General features: G+C 67.0%; 20 protein-coding genes and 1 riboswitch. Of the genes, 12 read left to right on the forward strand and 8 right to left on the reverse strand.

What is annotated here, in order from left to right:
* Window positions 1-25: 25 nt before the first annotated feature.
* From AB4Z32_RS20585 to AB4Z32_RS20595, 3 genes are all read right to left on the reverse strand, one after another.
* Complete coding sequence (locus tag AB4Z32_RS20585; protein WP_442123734.1) at window positions 26-2,947, reverse strand: EAL domain-containing protein; 2,922 nt, start codon at window positions 2,945-2,947, stop codon at window positions 26-28.
* Window positions 2,948-3,083: 136 nt separating this feature from the next.
* Window positions 3,084-3,845: a hypothetical protein gene (locus AB4Z32_RS20590; protein ID WP_442123735.1), complete on the reverse strand. Its 762-nt coding sequence runs from the start codon at window positions 3,843-3,845 to the stop codon at window positions 3,084-3,086.
* Window positions 3,846-3,987: 142 nt separating this feature from the next.
* Window positions 3,988-4,836: a PhzF family phenazine biosynthesis protein gene (locus AB4Z32_RS20595; RefSeq protein WP_442123736.1), complete on the reverse strand. Its 849-nt coding sequence runs from the start codon at window positions 4,834-4,836 to the stop codon at window positions 3,988-3,990.
* Between the two features lie 108 nt (window positions 4,837-4,944).
* Here AB4Z32_RS20595 and AB4Z32_RS20600 point away from each other — a divergent pair, with 108 nt between their 5' ends.
* Window positions 4,945-5,226 carry an autorepressor SdpR family transcription factor gene (locus AB4Z32_RS20600; RefSeq protein WP_442123737.1) on the forward strand — a complete coding sequence of 94 codons (282 nt, stop codon included), beginning with the start codon at window positions 4,945-4,947 and terminating at the stop codon, window positions 5,224-5,226.
* A 17-nt stretch (window positions 5,227-5,243) separates the two neighbouring features.
* Window positions 5,244-5,891, forward strand: coding sequence for an SdpI family protein (locus tag AB4Z32_RS20605; protein WP_442123738.1), 648 nt, complete (start codon window positions 5,244-5,246; stop codon window positions 5,889-5,891).
* Window positions 5,892-5,924: 33 nt separating this feature from the next.
* Here AB4Z32_RS20605 and AB4Z32_RS20610 read toward each other — a convergent pair whose 3' ends face one another.
* The gene (locus AB4Z32_RS20610; RefSeq protein ID WP_442123739.1) at window positions 5,925-7,739 is read right to left on the reverse strand and encodes an amidase; all 1,815 of its coding nucleotides are present in this window, start codon (window positions 7,737-7,739) and stop codon (window positions 5,925-5,927) included.
* Window positions 7,740-7,840: 101 nt separating this feature from the next.
* Window positions 7,841-9,109 carry a beta-ketoacyl-ACP synthase II gene (gene fabF / locus AB4Z32_RS20615; protein ID WP_442123740.1) on the reverse strand — a complete coding sequence of 423 codons (1,269 nt, stop codon included), beginning with the start codon at window positions 9,107-9,109 and terminating at the stop codon, window positions 7,841-7,843.
* A gap of 186 nt (window positions 9,110-9,295) precedes the next feature.
* On the opposite strand from fabF, the gene AB4Z32_RS20620 reads away from it, so the two are divergent.
* Window positions 9,296-10,384: an AraC family transcriptional regulator ligand-binding domain-containing protein gene (locus AB4Z32_RS20620; protein WP_442123741.1), complete on the forward strand. Its 1,089-nt coding sequence runs from the start codon at window positions 9,296-9,298 to the stop codon at window positions 10,382-10,384.
* Here AB4Z32_RS20620 and AB4Z32_RS20625 read toward each other — a convergent pair.
* Window positions 10,326-11,045 (reverse strand): glutathione S-transferase, encoded by a 720-nt coding sequence (locus AB4Z32_RS20625; RefSeq protein ID WP_442123742.1) that lies wholly within the window; start codon window positions 11,043-11,045, stop codon window positions 10,326-10,328. The two genes, AB4Z32_RS20620 and AB4Z32_RS20625, sit on opposite strands and share 59 nt — an antisense overlap.
* A gap of 277 nt (window positions 11,046-11,322) precedes the next feature.
* On the opposite strand from AB4Z32_RS20625, the gene AB4Z32_RS20630 reads away from it, so the two are divergent.
* The 4 genes from AB4Z32_RS20630 to AB4Z32_RS20645 all read left to right on the forward strand — a co-directional run bounded on the left by AB4Z32_RS20630 (window position 11,323) and on the right by AB4Z32_RS20645 (window position 16,326).
* Window positions 11,323-12,285 carry a DUF535 family protein gene (locus AB4Z32_RS20630; RefSeq protein WP_442123743.1) on the forward strand — a complete coding sequence of 321 codons (963 nt, stop codon included), beginning with the start codon at window positions 11,323-11,325 and terminating at the stop codon, window positions 12,283-12,285.
* A gap of 85 nt (window positions 12,286-12,370) precedes the next feature.
* Complete coding sequence (locus AB4Z32_RS20635; protein ID WP_442123744.1) at window positions 12,371-13,528, forward strand: iron-containing alcohol dehydrogenase; 1,158 nt, start codon at window positions 12,371-12,373, stop codon at window positions 13,526-13,528.
* A gap of 94 nt (window positions 13,529-13,622) precedes the next feature.
* Window positions 13,623-13,922 (forward strand): hypothetical protein, encoded by a 300-nt coding sequence (locus AB4Z32_RS20640; protein ID WP_442123745.1) that lies wholly within the window; start codon window positions 13,623-13,625, stop codon window positions 13,920-13,922.
* A gap of 59 nt (window positions 13,923-13,981) precedes the next feature.
* Window positions 13,982-14,084: riboswitch (TPP riboswitch) on the forward strand.
* A 55-nt stretch (window positions 14,085-14,139) separates the two neighbouring features.
* The gene (locus tag AB4Z32_RS20645) at window positions 14,140-16,326 is read left to right on the forward strand and encodes a TonB-dependent siderophore receptor (protein WP_442123746.1); all 2,187 of its coding nucleotides are present in this window, start codon (window positions 14,140-14,142) and stop codon (window positions 16,324-16,326) included.
* A 9-nt stretch (window positions 16,327-16,335) separates the two neighbouring features.
* Here AB4Z32_RS20645 and AB4Z32_RS20650 read toward each other — a convergent pair whose 3' ends face one another.
* Both AB4Z32_RS20650 and pnuC read right to left on the reverse strand, forming a co-directional pair.
* A complete protein-coding gene (locus tag AB4Z32_RS20650) occupies window positions 16,336-16,869 on the reverse strand; it encodes an AAA family ATPase (RefSeq protein WP_442123747.1) in 534 nt (177 codons plus the stop codon).
* On the reverse strand, window positions 16,866-17,468 hold the full coding sequence (gene pnuC / locus AB4Z32_RS20655) for a nicotinamide riboside transporter PnuC (RefSeq protein ID WP_442123748.1): 603 nt from the start codon (window positions 17,466-17,468) through the stop codon (window positions 16,866-16,868). Before pnuC ends, AB4Z32_RS20650 begins: the two co-directional genes overlap by 4 nt.
* Before the next feature lie 124 nt (window positions 17,469-17,592).
* Between pnuC and AB4Z32_RS20660 the strand changes: the two genes are divergently transcribed.
* The 5 genes from AB4Z32_RS20660 (at window position 17,593) to AB4Z32_RS20680 (ending at window position 24,099) form a co-directional block, all read left to right on the forward strand.
* Window positions 17,593-19,545 (forward strand): alpha/beta hydrolase family protein, encoded by a 1,953-nt coding sequence (locus AB4Z32_RS20660; protein WP_442123749.1) that lies wholly within the window; start codon window positions 17,593-17,595, stop codon window positions 19,543-19,545.
* Window positions 19,546-19,702: 157 nt separating this feature from the next.
* Window positions 19,703-20,950 (forward strand): efflux RND transporter periplasmic adaptor subunit, encoded by a 1,248-nt coding sequence (locus AB4Z32_RS20665; protein WP_442123750.1) that lies wholly within the window; start codon window positions 19,703-19,705, stop codon window positions 20,948-20,950.
* A 23-nt stretch (window positions 20,951-20,973) separates the two neighbouring features.
* Window positions 20,974-21,657 carry an ABC transporter ATP-binding protein gene (locus tag AB4Z32_RS20670; protein WP_442123751.1) on the forward strand — a complete coding sequence of 228 codons (684 nt, stop codon included), beginning with the start codon at window positions 20,974-20,976 and terminating at the stop codon, window positions 21,655-21,657.
* On the forward strand, window positions 21,647-22,906 hold the full coding sequence (locus AB4Z32_RS20675; protein WP_442123752.1) for an ABC transporter permease: 1,260 nt from the start codon (window positions 21,647-21,649) through the stop codon (window positions 22,904-22,906). Before AB4Z32_RS20670 ends, AB4Z32_RS20675 begins: the two co-directional genes overlap by 11 nt.
* Window positions 22,903-24,099 (forward strand): ABC transporter permease, encoded by a 1,197-nt coding sequence (locus tag AB4Z32_RS20680; RefSeq protein WP_442123753.1) that lies wholly within the window; start codon window positions 22,903-22,905, stop codon window positions 24,097-24,099. Before AB4Z32_RS20675 ends, AB4Z32_RS20680 begins: the two co-directional genes overlap by 4 nt.
* The last annotated feature ends 4 nt before the right edge of the window (window positions 24,100-24,103 follow it).

Genomic DNA, 24,103 nt, shown 5'->3' on the forward strand with positions numbered 1-24,103 from the left:
AACTGCCTGGTGCGGCTCGGCTTGCTTAGTGCAGGTCCCGCAAGGGCATCAGGTCGGGGAGTTCCGGCTCATTGGCCGACGCGCCCAGCGTGCGCACCAGCTGCAGCACCTCTTCGCTCTTGATGAAGCTCGCCGACGAGCTGGCCGCCAGCAGTTTCTCAGGGGGCTGGGAACGCGCGATCGCATAGCCCTGCACGTAGTCGACGCCGATCTCGGCCAGGGTCCGCACCGTGTCGGCATCCTCGGCCCACTCGGCGATCGTCTTCATGCCCAGGTTCACCGCCAGGCTGACGATGGCCTCGACGATGGCGACGTTGGCCGGGTGCGCATTGATGTTGACGATGAAGTTACCGTCGATCTTCAGCACGTCGGCCGGGAGTTCCTTCAGGTAGGAGAAGGAGGTATAGCCGGCGCCGAAGTCGTCCAGCGCCACCTTCACGCCGAAGGCCCGCACCTGGTCGATGAAGCGGCGCGTGTTGTCGAGATCGTGCAGGGCCACGCTTTCCGTGATCTCCATGCACAGGCGCCCCGCCACATGCTCGTAGCGCGACAGGATCTCGAGCGTGTCCTGCACGAAGCGCTCGTCGTTGAGCGAGGCCCCCGACAGGTTCATGCAGACGAAGCGCGTATTGCGCAGCGAGTCCACGTGCTCCTCGATCCAGGCCAGGGTGCTCGACAGCACCCAGCGGTCGATCACGCCCACGCGTCCGCTCTTCTCGGCGGCGGCGATCAGCGGGCCGGCCGGCGACACCCGTCCGTCCTCTTCGCGCATGCGCAGCAGCACCTCGAAGTTCAGCGATTCGTGCGGCGAGCGCAGCGACATGATCGGCTGCATCTCCAGGAACATGCCGTCGGTGGCGTTCGGGCCGTTCAGGCGCGCCACCAGGTTCAGTTCGGCCTCGCGCTCGTGGAAGGCGGAAGAGCCGCGCTTGTACACCACCAGCCCTTCGCTATTGCCTTCCTTGGCTTCGCGGCAGGCACGGTCGGCGGTCGAGATCGCATCCTTCATCTCCATGCCCGGCGCCACTTCGATCAGGCCGACCGAGCCGCGCACGTGGAAGGCCTTGTCGCCGACGCGGTAGGGTGAGCCGCCGATGCGGTCGACGATGCTGCGGCAGATCAGCGAGGCCATCGAGATCGCCGTGTCCGGCATCACGATCACGAATTCGTCGCCGCCCACGCGGCCGACCTGCTGGTTGCCGGCCAGGGTCATCGATACCCGGTCGCATACCTGCTTGAGGACTTCGTCGCCGGCGGCGTGGCCGAACAGATCGTTGATCAGCTTGAAGCGGTCGAGGTCGAGGTAGGCCAGGGTCAGCGGACGGCCCGGCGCCGTGGTCGCGGCGACCGTCTCGAACAACTTTTCGATCCCGCGCCGGTTGTAGACCTTGGTCAGCGGGTCGTTGTTGGCCATGAAGCGCAGCTGTTCGGTGGCCTTGGTCTTTTCGGTGATGTCCTCGAGCACGCCTTCGATGCGGCCATGCGCCAGGGTGGCGCGCACCAGGAAGCGGCGTTCGCCCTCGCGCGGGTCGATCTCGAGTTCGACGCTGAGCTGGGATTGCACCTGCTCGCGCAGGTAGCTCCAGGTGGCGTCGCTGAAGAATTGCTGCCAGCGGGTGCGGCCCACCACCACCGCCTCGCAGTCGAGCATGCGCAGCAGGGCCGGATTGGCGGACAGGAAGCCGCCGTACTGGTCGAGCGTAAACAGGCCCACCGGCATCGCTTCGTACGCGTGTTCGAGTTCGGCCTGGACCGCGATCCGCTTCTTGGTTTCCAGGCGCATCTGCTCGGCGATGGCCAGCGCCGCCAGCAGGCTGGACGCCAGCGCCGCGGTCACGCTGTTGACCAGGCCCAGCATCTCGCGCACGCCGAGCGCGGCGGCGACCACCTCGGCCAGGCCGGACAGGAAGGTCACGCCGAAGGACGCCGCGAACCACATCGCCACCCGTGCCTGGTCGCGCAGCATCAGGTTGATCAGGCCGGCCGTCATCAGGGTCAGGCCGGACGAGGCCACCACCCACATCGCCGGCAGGTAGTAAGCGAAAGGCAGCACCAGCGAAAGCGGCAGCAGCGCCAGGGCCAGCCATTGCATCAGGCGCAGCGGCCTGGCGAAGCGGGACTTCGCGAGGTCGGCGCCGAACAGGGACATGTACAGCGTCAGGGTCGAGATCGAGTACAGCGCCGTGGTCACCGCCTTGCTCGGCACCAGCCAGCTGGCCGGCAGCGCCTGGCCCAGCCACTGGATATCCCAGCCGGCCGAGATCGCGCCCACGCGCAGGTTCAGGATCAGCCAGGCCGCGAACTCGAGGTAGAGCAGCTGGCGGTTGATCAGCGCGGTGATCAGGATGAACAGGCTCAGCACGATCATGCCGCCGTCCAGCAGGCCGGACTTGCGGTGGAACTGCTGGATCGACAGGGTCATCTCGCTGGCCGGCCACTGCACGGCGCTCAGTCGCGCCGGTCCGGTAAAGCGCGCGCGGCACAGTACCTCGGCCGGCGTGAACGGCGTGCGCAGCACGAAGCCGGCCTTGGCGGCCGTCATCGCGCCGCTCGCCCCTTCGTGCGAAGCGCTGCCGAGCGACACCAGGGTCGCCGCATCCCAGCAGCTGACGTCGACCGCGTGGCGCGACGGGAATTCGACCACATGCGGTCCGCCGGGTATGTCCCGGGTACGCAGGGAGAACCAGACCGGCGCTTCGGAGAGGTGGGTTTCGTAGCGGTCGGTGGCCGGCGCATGCGCCAGCTCGCGCAGCGCGCTGGCCGGATCCAGCCGGGCGCTTGCATCGCTGAGCACCCGCAGCGGCAGGGTGACGTCGCCGCTGGCGACGTAATGGCTATTCCAGGAAGCGTAGGCGACGACCGAGACCAGCAGCACGCCCAGCGGCACGAAGTAGACCGACAGCAGGCGCATCATGGCCTGCAGTAGACGGTCGAAGACTCCGGACACCGGTATTCGTGCTGGACTGGAGGGCTGTGGCATAAATTGTATCGATCGGGCAGGCAGGCGCCGGCATGCTGATGCGGGCGCATGAAATTTCCCTAAGGATACATCCTGCCGATGATACGGTCATGGAATATTTTACTCAGACTAGGCGAACTGGGGCATATGCATCGGCACGCCCCCCTCGCTGTGCAGGCCGTGTGGTTGCAAAACCACGTTGCGGGGTGACGCCGCCGATGTCGATGTCCGGATGATGGGTTTCGCGGAAGAACTTCAGCAGCGGATGGTTGGCGGCGCGCCAGCGCTCCTCGGCGGTGGCGATCTCGAAGGCCATCACGCGGTGCGGGATATTCCCGGTGTTACGCAGCGGTACCATTTCCTTGTCGCCGAAGACATCCTTGAACAGCAGTTGTTCGTACTGGCGGTCGACCGGGCTGCGGCCCGCGACCACGGCGAATTCGGTGCCACTTAATTCCCAGTAATCGAAAAATGCTTTCATCAGTGCAACTTTGACCATATGGCCGATACGGCCCTCGCCCACGCCCAGGCGCTCCACTTCGCACAGGGCGCGGCCCTGCAGCCAGTCGGGCAGCGCCACCGATTCCTCGAGGTGCAGCGGACGGAAGATATTGGTCTGCAGGCGCGCGGTGCCGATCGGCGAGCCGTCCAGCTTGGACTCGGCCAGCAGCACGACGGTGTCTTCTTCGTAATCGCAGGCTTCCGGCACACTCAGGGTGCGGGCGAACTCGGGAACGTGGCGCGCATAGGCGGCATGGCGAATGCGGACTGCCTTCCGCAGGCCATCCTCGGTCTCGACACGGCGGACGGTGAACGGCAGGCGTTCGATCTTCATGCCTGCCCGCGGGTGCACGGCGGACACGGCGGCGGGGATGCGCATTTCCATGACAGGATTCCTTGATTGGCTAGACAACGGTTTTTCGTTTTGACCATTATCAATCGTTCAAAAAAATCCTAAGCCTTGAGGAAAGGCGCTTTTTACCCCCTTTTCACGCGTTCCCGAACACCCGTTCGCTTCATGGACAGGCTTACATGAAGCGGGCCGTGCCTGCCACGCGGATCGAGCTGCCGGGCGCATTCCCGATATCCGCATGGAGGCGCGAGCGCATGCCCATGTCCTCGCCCTGCACCACGTCGATCGCTCCGCCGTGTGGCCAGCCGAGGTTGCGCAGATAGCCGGCCAGGGCCGCGGTGCCGGCCCCGGTGGCCGGGTCTTCGTAGACGCCGCCGATGGCGAAGGGGTTACGGGTATGGAGCAGGCGCGCGCGCTCGGCCCACACCAGCACGATGGTGACCAGGCCGTGGGCCTGCATCAGGGCGCGGCCGGCCTCGAGCTCGTAGCGCATCGCCGACAGCAAATCACGGCTCGCCAGGCCCAGCACCAGGTGGTCGTTGCCGGCATGGGCCAGGCCGGGTGGAATGCGCGGGTCGAGGTCGGCCTCGCTGTAGCCGAACAGGTCAAGCGCCGCGGCCACCAGCCGCGGGTCGGCCGGCTGGCTGCGGGTCGGCGGCGACTGCAGCGCCGCGGCGACCATCGCGCCCTCGCGCCGGCCTTCGACCGTGATCCTGGCCTGGTTCAGGGCCAGCGGATAGACGCCGTCGCCGAACTCGCGCGCCAGCGCGGCGCCGAGGGCGATGGTGGCGTGGCCGCAGAACGGCACCTCGGCCGCCGGCGAGAAGTAGCGCACGCGAAAACCCTCGCCCCCCTCTTCCTTCACCGCGAAGGCGGTTTCCGAGAAACCCACTTCATGCGCCAGGCGCTGCATCTCGGCGTCCGGCGGCATGGCCGCGCCGATCCAGACGCCGGCCGGGTTCCCGCCCTCCTCGCCGTCGGAAAAGGCGGCAATGCGCAGCACCTGGGTGGACGATAGTCTCATGGGGCTCTCCTCGAACTGGTTGAAAGAAGAATAATGATAATGCCGGCTTGACGGCGGCGCCGGGCCGGCCTATATTTAGACATCCATCTAATTAGAAAAGAATCGAATATGACGGGCAAGCTCACCGCCGCGTTCAAGGCCATCGCCGATCCGACCAGGCGCGAAATCCTGCACCTGCTGCGCAAGGAAGAGATGACGGCCGGCGACGTCGCCGCCCACTTCGACATGACCAAGCCGACCATGTCGCACCACTTCGCGGTGCTGAAGGATGCCGGCCTGGTCAGCAGCCGGCGCGAAGGCCAGACCATCTGGTACGCGCTGAACACGACCGTCCTGGAAGACGTGCTGTCCTGGACGATGGACATGGCGCGCGGCGGCGCGCGCGATTGACATAAAGGGAGACAAGAATGACGAAGAAGCGCTTTCTGTGGTGGTCGATTCCGGTGCTCGTGCTGGTGCTGACGGCGACCGCGCTGGTCTACCGCGACCTGCCGGACATCATCCCCATCCACTGGAACGCGGCCGGCGAAGCCAACGGCTACGGCGCGCGTATCACCATCTTCCTGCTGCCCCTCATCACGGGCTTGATGATGCTGCTGTGGCCCGTCCTGCCGACGGTCTCGCCGGACAAATTCCGGGTCGAGGGCTTCAGCGACACCTGGTGGTTCGGCGGCCTGGTGATGGTCGCCCTGCTCGCCTATGTGCAGGGCGTGCAGCTGGCGGTGCTGGCGCACGGCGCGCTGGACATCGGCCGCGCCCTGCTCGGCGGCATCGGCATCGCCTTCGTCCTGCTGGGGAATGTACTGGGCAAGGTGAAGCGCAACTTCTGGCTCGGCGTGCGCACGCCGTGGACCCTGGCCAGTGACCGGGTCTGGTATTCGACCCACCGGCTGGCCGGCAAGACCATGGTGACGGGCGGCCTGGTGGTACTGGCCGCCGCGCTGGCCGGCTTGCCCCCGTATGTGTCGACCGCCGCGCTGCTGGCGGGGGCGCTGGTGCCGGTGGTTTACTCGCTGGTGTATTACAAGCGGCTGGAGCGCGCCGGCGGCGCGTGAGCGTGGGCACGGGTGCCCACGATCGCAAACGGATCAGAATCCCGGCGGGCGCTCGCCCGCCACACCCGCGGCCTTCTCCAGCGCCAATCCCACCCGCCCAATCGTGCCCTCGTCGAACAGGCGTCCGATCAGGGTCACGCCATGCGGGACGCTGCGCGGCGGCGAGAATGTCGGCAGCGGTTGCGCCGGATCCGGCGCCCAGTCGCTGCGCGCCTGCGTCACCTCGACCTGCCCGGTACGCAGGGTCAGCGAGGGGTGGCCGGTGAAGTTCGAGATCGTCAGCATCTCGTCGCGCAGCGAAGGGACGAGAAGCAGGTCGACCTGGCTGAAAATGCGTGCCATCTCCAGCGCCACCTTCCTGCGCATGCGGTCGGCCTGCACGAAGTCCACCGCCGACAGGAAGCGCGCCTCGCGGAACAGGTTCGGCCAGGCATCCGGCACCTGGGCTTTCAGCTGGTCGACGCGGTGGTCCAGCGTGATCTCCTCGAAGGCCGCCGCCGCTTCGGCGAACAGCACCGCGTTCAGCGACTGATACGGCCAGTCCGGCAAGGTCACCGGCACCGGGTTCAAGCCCAGCTTCTTCAGGTTCTCCAGCGCGGCGCGGTCGGCATCAAGGGCCGGCGCCTCCTTCATCCAGTCGGCAAAATAGCCGACCTTCAGGCCCGCCACCTTCGCGTTCGCGTCGTAGTCCAGCTTCGCGGGCACGCCGGCGACGTCGCCGGGGTCGGTGCCGGAGATCGCCTTCAGCACCAGCATCGCATCCTCGACGCTGCGCGTCATCGGCCCCAGCTTGTCGAGCGACCAGCACAGGGTCATGGCGCCGGTGCGCGGCACCCGGCCATAGGTCGGGCGCAGGCCGGTGACGCCGCAGCGCATCGACGGGCTGATGATGCTGCCGCCGGTCTCGCTGCCGATCGAGAACGCGACCAGGGCGGCGGCGGTGGCCGCGCCCGGGCCGGCGCTGGAGCCCGAAGCGCCCTCTTCCAGCAGCCATGGATTCATGGTCTGGCCGCCGAACCAGACGTCGTTCAGCGCCAGCGCGCCCAGGCTCAGCTTGGCGATCAGCACGGCGCCGGCGGCATCCAGCTTCGCCACTACGGCCGAGTCCTGGGCCGGCACGCGGTCGCGATTGAATTCCGCGCCCCAGGTAGTGCGGATGCCCTTCGTATCCAGCAGGTCCTTCACGCCGTACGGAATGCCGTGCAGCGGGCCGCGGTATCTGCCGGCGGCGATTTCCTTGTCCGCCAGGCGGGCGCGCGCCAGCGCATGCTCTTCGGTCAGCGTGATCACGCTGCGCAGCTTGCCGTCGTAGCGCTTGATGCGGTCCAGGTAGATGCGGGTCAGCCGTTCGGACGTCAGCGCACGCGTCTCGATCCAGCGCGAGAGTTTCGCGACCGGGGCGTAGGCGATGTCCTCGTCGTTCTTCGGCAGCGGGCCGGCATCGCTGCGGCTGCGCACGAAGCGTTCGCGCACGGGTCCACCCGTTGCGCCCACGGCCGCCGCTTTCGCCCCGACTGTCGCCGGGGACCAGACCGTGGCCGGCGCGATGACGTCCTCGATCGCCAGCTTGCGCGGCCCGGTGCGCCGCTCCATCGTCGAGGCCAGCGATACCCGCCAGCTGCCGGCCGCCATCTGGCGTTCGGCGGGCGTCATCGGCACCTGCATCAGCTTTTCGGCTTCGGCAAAGGTGGCGGGCGTGACTTCCGGGCCGACCGCCGGGGTGGCGCCGAAGGTCGGCGGCGCACCAGGGGTATCGGCCACTTGCGGGACGGGTTCGGAACGGGCGGCGCCGGCGACGGCGAGCAGGCCGAGCGGCGCATTGATCAGGAACTGGCGGCGTTGTGTCATGACTCCTCTGCGGTTGGGTGACGGACTTGGAGCGTTGCGCGCTCTTGTCCGCCGATCCTAACCGATGCTCGTGTGCGGAACAACAAGCCGGCCCCAGCGAATCACAAGCGCCCGAAAACGAGGCTGGCGTTCACGCCGCCGAAGCCGAAGCCATTCGATATCGCGTACTCGGTCGCTATCGCGCGGGCCGCTCCGGCGACGATGTCGACGCCGTCCGCCGCCGGGTCCGGCCGGGCCAGGTTCAGTGTCGGCGGCGCCAGCTGGTCGCGCAGCGCGAGCACGGTGAAGATCGCTTCCACGCCGCCGGCTGCGCCCAGCAGGTGGCCGGTGGCCGACTTGGTGGCCGAGACGGCCGGGCCGCGGCCCGCGCCGAATACGGTCCTGATCGCGGCAAGCTCGCTGGCATCGCCTGCCGGGGTCGAGGTCGCATGGGCGTTCAGGTGCCCGATCATGGCCGGGGCGATGCCAGCCTGGCGGATCGCGGCCTGCATGGCGCGCCGGCCGCCGGCGCCGTCGTCCGGCGGCGAGGTCATGTGATGGGCGTCGCCGCTGGTGCCGTAGCCAAGCAGTTCGGCGATCGGCACGGCGCCGCGCCGCAAGGCGTGCTCGAGTTCTTCGATGACCAGGATGCCCGCGCCCTCGCCCATCACGAAGCCGTCCCGCTCCAGGTCGAACGGCCGCGAGGCCGCCGCAGGGTCGTCATTGAAGCCGGTCGACACCGCCCTGGCGGCGGCGAAGGCGCCCAGGCTGACGCGGTCGATGCAGGCCTCGGTCCCGCCGCAGACGGCGATATCGGCCTCGCCGGCCCTGATCAGGCGCGCGGCGTCGCCGATGGCCTGGGCGCCGGCGGCGCAGGCGGTGACGGGCGCACCGATGGGACCGCGCAAGCCGTGGCGGATCGAAATCTGTCCGGCCGCCATATTCGCCAGAAAGCTCGGCACGGTGAAGGGTGAAAGGCGCTTCGGGCCACGCGCATCGAGGATGCGCACCGCGTCCGTGATCGTGCCGAAGCCGCCGACGGCGGAAGCCACGATGGTGGCCGTCCGTTCGCGCTCCTCGTCGGTCTCGGGCCGCCAGCCGGCCTGCTCCAGCGCCTCGCCGGCCGCCGCCAGGGCGAACAGGCTGAAACGATCCATCTTCTTCAGATCCCGGGTTTCGGCCACCAGCCCGGCGTCGAATCCCCATGGCCGGTCCGGCGCCAGCGCCGGCACCAGCCCGCCGACCTTGCACGGCATCCGGTCCGCCAGCGCCTCGTTCAGGGGAACCAGTCCCGAACGGCCCTGCAGCAGATGGGCCCAGGCGGTCCCGACTCCACATCCCAGGGGCGATACCATGCCCATGCCGGTCACGACGATGCGTCTCGTAATCAAAGCGATGCTCCCATGTGTTGATGAGCGATGCAGCCGGCGATGCGCAAAGCACGCCAATGGCACGTTGCCGAGCCCGCCTCAAGGCAGCATCATTCCGTTGAACCGAGGAGAAGTATAGGCAAGTGACCCGGGAATAATTGCCCCGTCACGCCAACTTATATGCAAAGTACGCCATAATCACGAACCATGAACCTGCCCTTGCCAAGCGCCGTCACGGTGTCGGCCCGCGTCCTGCACGAGATGCTGCATGCCTTGCGCGGCAGCCGCGGCAAGGACGTGGCCGCACAGGCGCTGGCCAGCGCCGCCATTCCGCGCTCGCTGCTGCACCGGCCCGGCGCGCGCATCACCCGGCAACAATACGGGGCGCTCTACCGCGCCATCGCGGCGACGCTCGACGATGAAATGCTCGGCCTGTGGTCGAGGCCGATCCGGAGCGGCACCCTGAAATACCTGATGCTCAGCCTGCTCGACGCACCGACCGTGCTGGTGGCGCTGAACCGTTTCGTCCGTTTCTGGAACCTGCTGCTCGACGACTACCGCCTGCACCTCGCGACCAGGAACGAAACGGTCGGCATCGCCCTGCTGGAGAGGACGCCGGATACCGAGGTCAAGCCACTCGGCCATGCGCTGATGATGAAACTGGTCCACGGCATCGTGTCGTGGCTGCTCGGCCGCGACGTCACGCTGCTCCGGGCCGAATTCCGCTTTCCTGAGCCCAGGCATGTCGAGGATTATGTGTTCATGTTTCCGGGCGACGTCAGCTTCGATGCGGCTGCCACCGGCATGTCCCTCGCCTATGCGGATTGCGCGTCCGCGTTCAAACGCGAGAAGCACGAGCTGTGGGCCTTCCTGAAACGCGCCCCCGAAGACTGGGTATTCCGCCAGGCGGAAGGCGGCACCGTCACCGCGAAAGCGCGCGCCTATCTCGAGCAGGCGCTCTCCCGGCCGGCCACGATCGACGGCCTTGCCTCGGCCTTGCATATGTCGGTCCGTACCCTCAACCGCCGCTTCGCCGAAGAAGGGACTCACTTCCAGCAGGTGAAGGATGGATTGCGGCGCGACGTCGCGGTGCACCGGCTGACGCATTCGAACACGCCGGTGGCGGCGCTGGCCTTCGACCTCGGATTCGCCGATGCCACAGGTTTTTGCCGCGCCTTCAGGCACTGGACCGGCAGCAGTCCTCTTGAATACCGCAACGGTGCGCGCCGGGCGGATGTCATTCACTATCCCGATTTTCCAGCTCCGGATAGTGCCGGAAGATCCCCTCCTCATTGAAAGGCAGCCGCCGCTTCGATTTCAGATAGGCCGCGATTCGCGGCCGCTTCGCCACCCGCTCGCGCAGCGCGCCGAGCAGAGGATAGCTCGCATCGATCCGCGCCATCGTCGCCGGAAAGGCATAGCGCAGGCCCTCGACCAGCTGGAACAGCGACAGGTCGGCATAGGTGAGCGTGGCGCCGGTCAGGTAGTCCTTCGGCTCCGGCCGCGCAAGGACGCCTTCGAAGTAGTCGAGGAATTTCGGGATGCGCGTCTCGATTAAATCGGCCGAACGGCGCTTCGCTTCCGGACGCTGGTCTTCGTAATACAGCGAGGTCGCGATCGGGTGATGGGTGTCGTGGGTTTCGGCGACCAGGTCGGCGATCGTCAGCTGCAGCTGGTGCACCCATAAGCCACCGGCCTCGTCCGTGGGCGCCAGGCCATGGTGCTGGCCCAGGAAGAGCAGGATGTTCGCCGTCTGGCCGATGGTCAGCCCGCCCGCCCTCAGGAAGGGCGGCGCGAACGATGGATGGTCGGGACCGTCCATCGCCGCCAGCATGCGTGCCATGCCGCCCGGTTCGCGGGCCACGTCGACGTAGTCGACCCCGGCTTCCTCCAGCGCCAGCCGCACGAATTCGCCGCGGCCCTGGATCGTCGGCCAGTAAAAAAGTTCGTACACCATGCGACGCTCCTCATCTTATTCGGGATGACTCAATTATTCATTAGGATTTCGATGTTCGGCGCGGCAATCGTGCTAGTCTTGCGACTGGCAACCTCTGCCTGACAAAAAATCAACAAGAGACATCGTGATCACGAATAAGAAAACCCCAGGGATGCGTTATCGAGCGTGGCGATCTTGACCTGCTTGGCATTTTATTTCCGTTGAGCAATATCACCGTGCCGCCAAAGCCGGTGAGCCAAGATAGAACCACCCCGATAATGAATGCCCGGAGCGCACCATGATTTTCGCTCACCTCACCAAGCACTGGATGGCCCGCCGCAGCCAGTACAGCCTGACCTCCTGGATCCTCTGCATCGCGCGCAGCCTGCGCGTGCTGGCCTATATGCGCGACCATCGCGCACTGTGCCAGCTCGGCGTCTACCGCAACCACGTGGCGCTGCCGTCGAACGACGACCCCTTCCACCACCTCAGTCACCGCGACTACCTCATCAAGGGCCTGTCGGCGCGGCGCCGCGTGCAGGCGGTCCTGAGCCACTACCGCTTCGAGGAAACCACCTTCAACGACGCCTACAAGCAGGCCGTCTACGGCGCCCGCTGCCTGCCGCTGTGGCAGATCGATGCCGACGGCAGCAGCTTCATGATCCAGCTCGAAATGGCGTCGCGCAGCAATGCCGAGGGCGACCTGACCCTGGCCCTGGTCGCCGACGGCAAATGCCTGCACCGCCTGTCCTTCAGCTGGCTGGAAGGCCACATGGTCGGCGTCGATGCGCCGGTGGTGCCCTTCATCGCCCGCAATCAGGGCCGCTGGGTCGATGCCGGCGCCGCCTTCGAAGCCTTCGAGCGCGTATTCCCGAACAATTCTCCCAGCTTCTTCTGCTTCGCCGCGATGCAGGGCGTGGCGCAGGCGGTCGGCATCGACCAGGTCGTGGCCATCCGCAGCGAAGACCACATCGCCTACGACCCCGACCCGGAAAAGCACTTCGCCAATGCCTACGACGGCTTCTGGAAAATCCTGGGCGGCGAGGAAATGCCGGGCAAGCAGGGCTACCGGATCGCCCTGCCCTTCTACGTCAAGCCGCTGTCCGAAATGCCGTCCAAGCACCGCAAGCGCGCCGCCCAGCGCCGCGAACACTGGCGCCTGATCTGCGAATCCGCCCGCACGACGCTGCAGCGCCACCTGCTGCATGCCCGCGCCCACGTCGAGCATGCGGCGCCGGTGCTGGAGCCGGCGCAGGTCTGAACTCCGGCGGCGGACCGCCCGCCAACGCGCTTTTCCCGCTTGCGCGATAATCCCCCTCCTCTGCAACCCGAGGGGGATTTTTATTTTGCTTAACTTCGACTTCCACAATCCTACCCGCATCCTGTTCGGCGAGAACCAGATCGAGCACCTGGCGCAGCTGGTCCCTGCCCGCGCGCGCGTGCTGGTGCTGTACGGCGGCGGCAGCATCCGCGCCAACGGCACCTACGACGCCGTGATGGCCGCCCTGGACGGCCGTACCATCTTCGAATTTGGTGGCATCGAGCCGAACCCCAGCTACGAGACCCTGGTCGAGGCCATCGCCGTGGTCAAGCGCGAGAACATCGACTTCCTGCTCGCGGTGGGCGGCGGCTCGGTCATCGACGGCACCAAGTTCGTTGCCGCCGGCAGCCTGCTGGATGCCGACCCGTGGACCATTCTCGAACAGCGCGCAAAGAACGTGAGCGCGGCCCTGCCTTTCGGCGCGGTGCTGACCCTGCCGGCCACCGGCTCCGAGATGAACTCCGGCAGCGTGATCACCAAACAAGCCACGCAGGAAAAATTCGCCTTCATGTCGCGCCTGGTGTTCCCGCAGTTCGCCATCCTCGACCCGACCCGCACCTATACCCTGCCGGCACGCCAGGTCGGCAACGGCATCGTCGACGCCTTCGTCCACATCATGGAGCAGTACATGACGGTGCCGGCCGATGCCAAGGTGCAGGACCGCTTTGCCGAGGGTCTGCTGCAGACCCTGGTGGAAGAAGGTCCGCGCGCGCTGGCCGAGCCCGACAACTACGCGGTGCGCGCCAACCTGATGTGGACCGCGACCCTGGCCCTGAACGGCCTGATCGGCGCCGGCGTGCCGCAGGACTGGTCCACCCACATGATCGGCCACGAACTGACCGCGCTGTACGGCCTGGACCATGCACAGACCCTGGCGCTGGTACTGCCGGCCATGCTGCGCGAACGCCGCGATGCCAAGCGGGCAAAGCTGCTGCAGTACGCGGCGCGCGTATGGGGCCTGCGTGACGGCGACGAAGATGCGCGCATCGAGGCGGCCATTGCCCGCACCGAGGACTTCTTCCGCGCAGTCGGCGTGGGTACCCGCTTTGCCGACTATGGCCTCGGCAAGGATGTCGTGCCGGCCGTCGTCGCCGCCCTGGAAGCGCACGGCATGACGAACCTGGGCGAAAGCGGCGAGGTCACGCTGAACGTGAGCCGCAATGTTCTCGAGCGCTGCACCTGATGTAGACGCACGGTGGGGTGCGCGGACAGCCGTGCACCCCGCTTTGTTCTGGCAAGCCAGACTGGCACTCGATATCGCCAAAGTTCAATTGCTCATGAACATCGCCTGCATCGCCTGGGACTCCCCGCGTATCACCGGATGGATGCGCGGCAAGCGCATCGACGCCGTGGTCTGGACCGCCCTGCCCGCCAAATTCGACGGCGCCAGCGGCCGTGCGCCGACGGCCGGGGAAGCCGTCGCCTGGCTCGGCAGTCTGCGCGGCGACGAGCGCGCCAAGGCCGAGGACTACATCCGCCGCACACCCGCCCACATCGACACGCCCTACCGCCGCCTCATCGAAGCCCGCCTGGGCTGGCGGCCGTTGCGCGAAGCCTACATAACGCAAAGAAGCTGAGCGCCATCCGGCGAGCATTGCCAGACTCGCCACGCTCGCCCGCATCCGTGCTACACTCGCGCCTTCGCTAGGGGTCCTGGAAGCCGATCTGCTTCCGGGTGAGAGATACCCTTCGTACCTGATCTGGATAATGCCAGCGAAGGAAAGCGCAACGCGGTGCCGAACGGCGCCCACTCCAGTTTGCCCTTCCCCGAGCCGGCGCGAAGACGAGCAAACAATGAAACCACAACTGAAGTACCCGATCCTCGCCTGCGCCATCGCGCAAGCCTTCTCCCTCAACGTCCATGCGCAGGAACAGAACGGCCAGCCGATCGCCGAAGTGGTCGTGACCGGCGCCCGCGCCGGACTGGAACGCGCCGCCGTCGGCGGCTTCTCCGAATCCTCGCTGTGGGAAACCCCGGCCTCGATCAGCGCGATCGACCGCACCCGGATGCAGGACCTGTCGATCCGTAATGCCACCGAGGCGATGCGCTACGACGCCTCGGTCAGCGACGCCTACAACGCGGTCGGCTATGCCGAACAGTTCTCGATCCGCGGCTTCGCCCTCGACAACAACTACAGCTACCGCAAGGATGGCTTCGCGATTCCGGGCGACACCCAGATCCCGCTGGAGAACAAGGAACGCATCGAGGTGCTGAAGGGCCTGGCCGGCCTCACCGCCGGCATCGCCACCCCGGGCGGCATCGTCAACTACGTGACCAAGCGCCCGACCAATACCCCGCTGCGCTCCGCCACCGTCGAAGTGAGCGAGCGCGGCACCCTGTACGGCACGGTCGACCTGGGCGGCCGCTTCGACGACCGCCGCTTCGGCTACCGCATCAATGCCGCCGCCGCCGACCTGCATTCCTATGTGCGCGGCGCCAACGGCGACCGCCAGTTCGTGTCCGGCGCCTTCGACTGGCAGATCAGCCCGGACGCCCTGTTCCAGGTCGACTTCGACTACCAGCACAAGGCCCAGCTCACCGCACCCGGCTATCAGCTGATCCGCAACGAGGTGCTGCCGTCCGGCGTCTCCGCCAGGCTGCTGCTCAATGACCAGCCCTGGGCCCGTCCGGTCGATACCCGCGACACCAACCTCGGCCTGCGCTTCGAGTACAAGCTGGCGGACGGCTGGAAAGCGCTGGTTGCCGCCAACAAGCACTGGTTCAAGCGTAACGACTACACCGCCTTCCCCTACGGCTGCAGCAACGAGGGCGCGGGCTACTATCCGGGCTTCTGCTCGAACGGCGACTACGACGTCTACGACTACCAGAGCGAGGGCGAGCGCAAGACGCCGTGGGGCCTGCAGGCGATGCTGCAGGGCCGCTTCGCCACCGGCGCGCTGCGCCATGAGCTGACCGTCGGCGCCTCGTATTCGGAGCGCCACGACAGCTTCGGCGACTATGTCTACGACCTGGTCGGCTACAGCAATATCTGGCATCCGCTGGACACCCCGCACGCCGGCCCGGACCGCGTCACCGGCCCCGTGTTCGAACGCCGCAGCGACCAGGAGAGCGCGCTGTTCGCCCAGGACATCGTGACCATCACCCCGCAGCTGACCCTGCACGGCGGCCTGCGCTACGTCGAGACCAAGCGCCGCGACTGGGAAGACGACCGTCCGGTCGTGCACACCGCCGGCTACGTGGATAGCAAGGATTCCTTCCTGCTGCCGAGCGTCGCCCTGGTCTACAACCTGAATCGCGACTGGAACGTCTACGGCTCCGTGAGCCACGGCCTGCAGCACGGCGGCATCGCGCCGATGGAAACCTCGAACGAGAACCAGGTGCTGGAACCGGGCCGCTCGAAGCAGTTCGAACTGGGCGCCAAGGGCTCCGTGCGCGGGGTGAACCTGTCGGCCTCGCTGTTCCAGATCCGCCAGGGCCTCGAGTACACGGACCCGAACCGCACCGTGGCCGTGGTGGTCGACGGCGACACCGTGCAGCGCCATCCCTACGTGCGCGGCGGCCGCGAGACCCACCGCGGCATCGAGCTGTCGGCGGACGGCAAGCTGGCTTCCAACCTGCAGGCCGGCCTGTCGCTGATGGCCCTGAACACCCGGCAGGACGGCACCGGCGATCCGACCATCGACGGCAAGCGCGTCACCGACGTCCCCGGCGTCAAGTCGACCGCCTGGATCGAGTACGCCGTGCCGCAAGTGCCCGGCCTGAAGGTCGACGCCAACTGGCAGTACTCGGGCAAGAAGGCCTTCGATGTCGAGAACCGCGTGTTCGTGCCCGACTACCACGTGTTCGGCCTCGGCGCCGCCTGGGCCATGAAGCTGGGCGTGACGAAAGTGACGCTGCGCGCCCGCGTCGACAACCTGTTCGACAAGTTCTACTGGCGCGACGTCACGCCGGCGCTGGGCGGCTACCTGCTGCCGGGCGCGCCGCGCACCTTCCGCGTGTCGGGGCAGTTCGACTTCTGATCGCGAAGCTCAGGGAGGACCGAGCAGGTCCTCCACCTGGCGCAGCCGCTGCGCCAGGTCTCCCTCCAGCAGCGTGAACGGGATGCACCGTTCGCGCAGCACCGCCAACAGGCAGTCGTGCACCTGCTTCCTCACCTCTTCCGATTCGCGCTGCAGGCCGTCCGGCACCCAGGGAAGGTCCAGGCCCGCCACCAGGGTCGCCGCATAGTCGTGCGCGGCTTCCATCTCCAGCAGTTCCACCGGCACCCGGCCCCAGTAGATGCGGCTGTAGACCGCCGTCATCAGCGGCGTGGTGTCGCAGAACAGGAAACGCCGCGCATCCTTCGATGCGGCCAGGGCATCCTCGCGCCCGCGCTGGGCGCGCGCGATCGCGGGCTGGTCCTCTTCGCGCGGCACCCGCTGCTCCGTCTCGACGAACTCGCGCAGGTACTCCGGCACCCACAGCGTGCCGTAGCGCGCCGCCAGCGCCGGCGCCAGGGTCGACTTGCCGGTCGACTCGGCGCCGAGAATCGCGATCCGCGCCGGTAGCGAGCCGCGCGTCATCGCGCCCCCTCGCGCGCCGCACGCGCCCAGGCGCGCAGGCCCAGCGCCGCCATCCCCACGAACACCGCGTACAGGATCGCGGTCAGGTGCAGGTCCTTGTAGACGTACAGGCCGACGTACAGGATATCGACCACGATCCACACATGCCAGTTCTCGACCTTCTTGCGCGCCGCCAGCAGGGTGCCGAGCAGGCTGCCGGCGGTGAGGAAGCCATCCATGTGCGGCACGTCGGTGTCGGTGTAAGCGTGCAGGAACCACGACAGGATATAGAAGCCCAGTCCCCATCCGGCCAGCGACCAGATCCAGCCCTTCGCGTCCAGGCGCGTCACCACCAGCGGCTTGTCATCTTCGCCCGTACCGCGCAGCCATTCGTACCAGCCCCACACTGCAGCGGCGATGAAGACCGCCTGCAGGCCGGCGTCGCCGTACAGGCGGGCCTCGAAGAACACGACGCCGTAGGTGGCGGACGACACGATCGCGAACAGCCAGGCCCAGTGGATGCGGCGGATGTTGAGCAGCACCGTGACGATGGAGAGGACGAAGGAGATGAGTTCCAGCGGGGTCGTCGGGAAGCCGAGGAAGGTGAGCGGGTCGTTCATAGCGGTCGATTATCGAAGCTGGAGCGCGATTGCGCAAGCCGAAGGCGTGACAATTGGTGAGTCATTTGGGGGTTCATACATACATAATGAGCGGATCGTCCCGCCGGGACCGAACGGAGCCATCATGACGCTGCGATCCCTGTTGTTGTGTACCTTCCTGCTGGCCGCCAGCGCGGCGCCCGCCCTGGCCGCGCCCACCGTGCCGCTCGCCGCCTTCGTCTACGAAGACCAGTTCTCGCATCCGCGCCTGGCGCCGGACGGCAAGCACATCGCGATCACGGCGCGGGTCCCGGACGGCGACCGTTTCGTTCCCGTCGTGACCTTCTACTCGGTGCCGGAGATGACGATGACGGGCGCGATCCGCATGCCCGCCTTCGAGGTGCCGCTCGATTACCAGTGGCTGACGAATACGCGGCTGGCGATCACCAAGGGCATCGAACTGGGCTCGCGTGAAAAGCCGGTTCCCACCGGCGAGGTGCTGGCCGCGGAACTCGACGGCGGCAAACAGGAATACCTGTACGGCTACAAGATGCGCAACAGCTCCAGCCGCGGCAGCCGCTACGGCGCCGACGAAGGATATGGCTACATCGAAGACATCCCGCGCAGCCGCAACGGCCACCTGTTCATCGCCTCCCACGCCTGGGAAGGCAGCCACAGCTTGCTGTACGACGTCGATTCGCGCAGCGCGGTGCGCAGCCTGGTGGCCGACCTGCCGCTGTCGGACCTGGGCTTCGTCATCCAGAACAACGGGGTGCCGCGTTTCGCCTTCGGTGCGAACGACAGCGCGGAACGGGTCCTGATGCGCTTCGACGATGCCGGCAAGCGTTGGCGCAAGGCCGACGCCCAGCTCGGGCGGCGCTACGCTCCGATGGGCTTCAACGCCGACGACAGCGCCCTCTACGTCAGCTACTCGGCCGACGGCGGCCCGTATGAACTGATCCGCGAGCAGGTCGCCGACGGCAAACGGACGACGCTGTTCAAGGACGGGACCGGCAGCGTCACCAGCGTGATGTACGGCGCCAAGCTGGGCGAACCCTTCGGCGCCTCGACCTCGATCGGCCGGCCGCGCGCCGTCTACTTCGACGAGAACAGCGCGGAAGCCCGCCTGCACAGGGACTTGAGCGCCCAGTTCCCAGACCATCGGGTCAGCTTCGTCGATTTCAGCGACGACGGCACGGTCCTGCTGTTCGGCGTGTCGAGCGACCGCGACCCCGGCTCCTTCTATCTGCTCGACCGCAAGACCATGAAGGCCAGCCTGCTGTTCTCCTCCCTCGAGACCATCGACCCCGACAAGATGGCGCCGCGCCGCCCGATCAGCTTCCAGGCGCGCGACGGTCTCGAACTGCACGGCTACCTGACCATGCCGGCGCACGCGCAAGGAAGCAAGGTGCCGCTGGTGCTGATGCCGCACGGCGGCCCGTTCGGCATCGCCGACACCTGGCGCTACGATAACGACGCCCAGTTCCTGGCCAGCCGCGGCTATGCGGTCCTGCAGGTCAACTTCCGCGGCTCCGGCGGGCGCGGGGACGGATTCATGGAAGCCGGCTACCGCGAATGGAGCGGCAAGATCCAGGACGACCTGGTCGACGGCGTGCGCTGGGCGGTGGCGCAGGGCGAGGTCGACGGACGGCGCATGTGCGTGTACGGCGCCAGCTTCGGCGGCTATTCGGCACTGATGCTGGCGGCGCGCGAACCGGCGCTGTTCAAGTGCGCGGTCGGCTACATCGGCGTGTACGACCTGACCCTGCTGGCCAAGCCCGAGAACAACCGCAAGGACGCCTACCGCGCCGCCTACATCGGCAAGACCGTGGGCGCCGACAGGGCCGCGCTGGAGAAGGCGTCACCGGTGACGCTGGCGGCGAACATCACGGCGCCGGTGCTGCTGGTCCACGGCGGCAAGGACAAGCGGGCGCCGGTCGAACACGCGGAAGCGATGCGCGCGGCCCTCGTCAAGGCGGGTCATACGCCCGAGTGGTTCCTTGCTCCCAACGAAGGCCACGGCTTCTACGACACGAAGAACGTGACCGAGTTCTACCAGCGGCTCGAGACCTTCCTGGCCAGACATCTCGGCCAGTAGGCGCCCTTGCGACGCTCGCCACTGCCCGGATCCGGACACCCTTGCCCGCGCACGGGCAGGACCCGGCGCCTGATGGCGGCTTCCGCCCAGTGAAGCGGTGCTGGCACGATGCTTGCAATAAAGGATGCATCTTCACTCCTTCATCGCAAGCATCGTCATGGACCAAGCCATCGGCATCGATCTGCTCCGCCGCCGCCGCCACTTTCGGCTCGCCACCGGCCTCCTGCTGTGCGCCGGCTTCCTCGGCGCCGCCTGGGGCATCAACCGCGTCGTGCGGCCGGGCGTTTCCGCCGCCGACATCGTGGTGGCGGAGGTGCGGCCCGGCAGCGTCGACAACACCATCAACGCCGCCGGCGTGGTCATTCCCGTACACGAGGAGGTCGTGTCCAGCCCCGGCGCCAGCCGCATCGCCAAGGTCCACGCCAAGCCGGGCCAGCAGGTCAGGCAGGGCGAGCTGCTGCTGGAACTGGACGACCGCGAGATCCGCCTGGCGCTGGAAGCCCTGAAGGAGCAGCTGGCGCAGCAGGAAAACAGGGTCGTCGTGCTCAAGCTGGAGATGGACCAGAAGCTCAAGCAGACCAGGTCCGCCATCGAACTGCTGGAGATCGACCTCCAGTCCAGCCGCGCGCTGCGCGAACGCAACCGCAAGCTGCGCGAAAGCGGCCTGGTATCGGGCCAGGACCTGCTGACCTCGGAACTCAACGTGCAGCGCAACGAAGTCCAGCTGCGCCAGCAGCACGAGCTGATCGAGGACACGCGGCGCGCCACCGCCAGCGCCATCGCCGCCGCGAATCTGCAAAAGGAGATCCTGCAGAAGCAGATCGCCCGCCAGGACGGCCTGCTGCAGCAAACCAGGGTGACCGCGCCCTTCTCCGGCATGCTGACTTCGGTGGTCGAGGAAGAAGGCGCCAGCGTCGCCGCCGGCCAGCTGGTGGCGCGCGTGTCGGAGCTGAACAACTACCGCGTCGAAGCGTCCCTGTCCGACTTCCACGCCCGCCAGCTGGCCGCCGGCCAGCCTGTGCGCGTCGAGCAGAACGGCGAAATCCTGGCCGGCCGCGTGCACACCATCCTGCCCGAAATCCAGAACGGCACCATCAAGCTGCTGGTCGACCTCGAACAGCCGCACAACCCGCACCTGCGCAACAAGATGCGGGTCGACGTCAACGTCGTCACCGCCAGCCGCGCGAACGTGCTGGTGATCGACAACGGCGCCGCCTTCAACGGCAAGGGCCGCCAGCCGGCTTTTGCCGTGCACGAAGGCGCCGCCAGCAAGACCTGGATCGAGCTCGGCTCGAGCGACGGCAAGCTGGTCGAAGTCGTGAACGGCGCCCGTGCCGGCGACCGCTTCATCGTGTCCGACACCAGTACTTTCAAGGATCTGGACAGCATCCGCATTTCGAATTGACTGAGAAAACGAGGGGAACAACAATGATCAGACTGAACAAGGTCAGCAAGACCTACCGCACCGACAAGGTCGAAACCCTGGCCCTGAAAGACATCGACCTGCACGTCAGGGAAGGCGAATTCGTCGCCATGATGGGACCGAGCGGCTGCGGCAAGAGCACGCTGCTGAACATCATCGGCCTGCTCGACCGGCCCGGCAAGGGCAGCGTGGAAGTCGGCGGCACTTCGGTTGCCCGCTACGGCGACCGCCAGCTGGCCGGCATGCGCAACCGCACCTTCGGCTTCATCTTTCAGAGCTTCCACCTGATCCCGGACCTGCGCGTGATCGACAATGTCGAACTGCCTCTGCTCTACCGCAGCGGCAGCGGCAGCGAGCGGCGCCGGTTGGCGCGCGAGGCCCTCGAAAAGGTGGGCCTGGGTGCACGCATGGACCACTACCCGAACCAGCTGTCGGGCGGCCAGCAGCAGCGCGTGGCGATCGCGCGCGCCATCGTCGGCCAGCCGAAAGTGCTGCTGGCCGACGAACCGACCGGTAACCTGGACAGCAAGATGGGCGAGGAAGTCATGGACATCCTGCTCAAGCTGAACGCCGAGGGCACCACCGTGGTGATGGTCACCCACGACGAGCGCGAAGCGCGCCGCACCCACCGTATCGTGCGCCTGTTCGACGGCCAGCTGGTCACGCCGGAGCACCTCCATGCTGCGTAACTACCTGCTCACCGCCTGGAAGGTCTTCATGCGCCGCAAGCTGTTCACGGCGATCAACCTGGCCTGCATCGTGCTCACCCTGGTGGTGCTGATGGTGATCAGCGCCCTGCTGGAAACCACCTTCTGGCCGACCGGCGTCGAAGGGAAGAGCGAGCGCTTCCTGCAGATCTACACCATGCGCAGCATGAGCGCCGACCACAGCACCATCCGCACCGGCACGCTGGGCTTCAAGACCATCGACAAATACCTCAAGCCCATGCCGGGGGTCGAGCGGGTGTCCGCCTTCACCACGCCGGACGCGGTATCGGTCTACCAGGGCGACCGCGTCAGCGAGCTGCAGATGAGGCGCGTGGACGCCGACTACTGGAAGATCCTCGACTTCAAGGTGCTGGCGGGGCGCCTGCCGAACGAGGACGATGAAGCCGGCGGCCGCCTGGTGGCCGTGATCAACGCCTCGACCGCCCGCAGGCTGTTCGGCGGCGCGCCGCAACAAGCGGTCGGCCAGACCATCAGCGCAGGCGGCCAGCTGTTCCGCGTGATCGGCGTGGTCGACGATGTCATCCACTTCAATGCCTATGCCGACATGTGGGCGCCGCTCTCCACCTTCCCGTCGAGCGACTACCAGAACCAGCTCACCGGCTCCTTCGCCGCCATGCTGCTGGCCAGGGACAAGGCCGACCTGCCGCGTATCCAGCAGGAAGTCGCGCGCATCGCCAAGGGCTATGTGGCGGAAGACCCGAAGACCTTCGCCACCACGACCTTCTGGGCCGACAGCAAGCTCGACCTTTTCGCCCGCAACCTGCTCGGCGGCGAGATCAACCGGGACGAGGGCCAGGATTCCGGCGCCCGCAAGCTGCTGGCGTATATCGCCGGCGGCATGCTGGTGTTCATGCTGCTGCCGGCCCTGAACCTGGTCAACCTGAACATGGGGCGCATCCTCGAACGCAGCGCCGAGATCGGGGTACGCAAGGCCTTCGGCGCCACCAGCATGCAGCTGGCCGGACAGCTGGTGGTCGAGAACATCCTGCTGTGCCTGGCCGGCGGCCTGCTCGGCCTGGCCGCCACACAGGGGGTGCTGTGGTGGCTGGAGCAATCGCAGCTGATTCCCTACCTGCAGGTGAGCGTCAACCTGCCGGTGTTTGGTTGCGGCATGCTGCTGTCCTTCGTCTTCGGCCTGCTGTCCGGGCTGATCCCGGCCTGGAAGATGTCGCGTCTCGATCCCGTCCACGCCCTGAAAGGAGCCGCATGATGCTGCGCCACCTGTTGAAGCTGACCTGGAAGCGCAAATCCAGGAACCTGTTACTGAGCCTCGAAATCCTGCTCGCCTTCGCCATCGTGTTCGGCGTGGCCGCCTTCGCGCTACGCTACTGGCAGTTGTATCGCGAACCGATCGGCTTCGACGGCAGCGACACCTGGGCGGTCACGATCCGCACCGGCGAGGACACCGCGAAGATCCCGGCCGATACCTACGACACCCTGCGCCGCGGCCTGCAGGCGCTGCCGGAGGTGCGCACGGTCGGCTTCGCCGCCTACGCGCCGTACCGGATGTCGACCTGGCACACCTCCTTCAAGTCGCCGCAGACCGGCGCCGACGTCAACACCAACATCCTCGAGGCCGACGAGGGTTTCGCCGACGCGATCGGCATGAAGATGGTGCGCGGACGCTGGTTCGACGCCAGCGACGAAGGCGCGGCGGTACAGCCGGTGGTCATGGACCGGCGCATGGCGGCGGCCATGTTCCCCGGGAAGGATGCCCTGGGCCAGCAGCTGACCCATACCGAGAACAAGGTCGCGCAGACGCTGAAGGTGGTCGGCATCATCGACACCTACCGCAACAAGGGGCCGCTGATTGCGCCCGCCAACTTCATCATGACACGCTTCGCGCCGCAGGCCGGCACCTCGCGCCTGAACGTCATCATGCTGAAGGTGGCGCCCGGTACGCCGCGCGCCTTCGAGGCGAAGCTGAACCGCCAGCTCAAGCTGATCCGTAACGACTGGTCCTATGAGATCGCGCCGCTGACGGCGATGCGCGCCTCGCTGCTGAAGGAACACCTGGTGCCGCTGGCCGTCCTCAGCGTGATCGCCGCCTTCATGCTGACCATGGTGGCCTTCGGACTGTTCGGCGTACTGTGGCAGAACACCACGCGGCGCATCCCGGAGATCGGCCTGCGCCGCGCCATCGGCGCCCGCGCCGCCGACATCTACCGCCAGATCGTCGCCGAACAGCTGCTTGTCAGCTCTTTCGCGATGGTGCTCGGACTGGTGCTGCTGGTGCAGCTGCCGCTCACTGGGGCCATCGGCGAGAACCTGGACTGGCAAGTCTTCATCGGCGCCGCCGGGCTGTCGATGGCCGTGATCTATCTGCTATCCTTGCTCTGCTCGCTCTACCCGGGCTGGCGCGCCAGCCGCCTGAGTCCGACCGAAGCGCTGCACTACGAATAAAAAG

The sequence above is a fragment of the Massilia sp. 2TAF26 genome, from assembly GCF_052115005.1.
Taxonomy (GTDB): Bacteria; Pseudomonadota; Gammaproteobacteria; order Burkholderiales; family Burkholderiaceae_D; genus Telluria.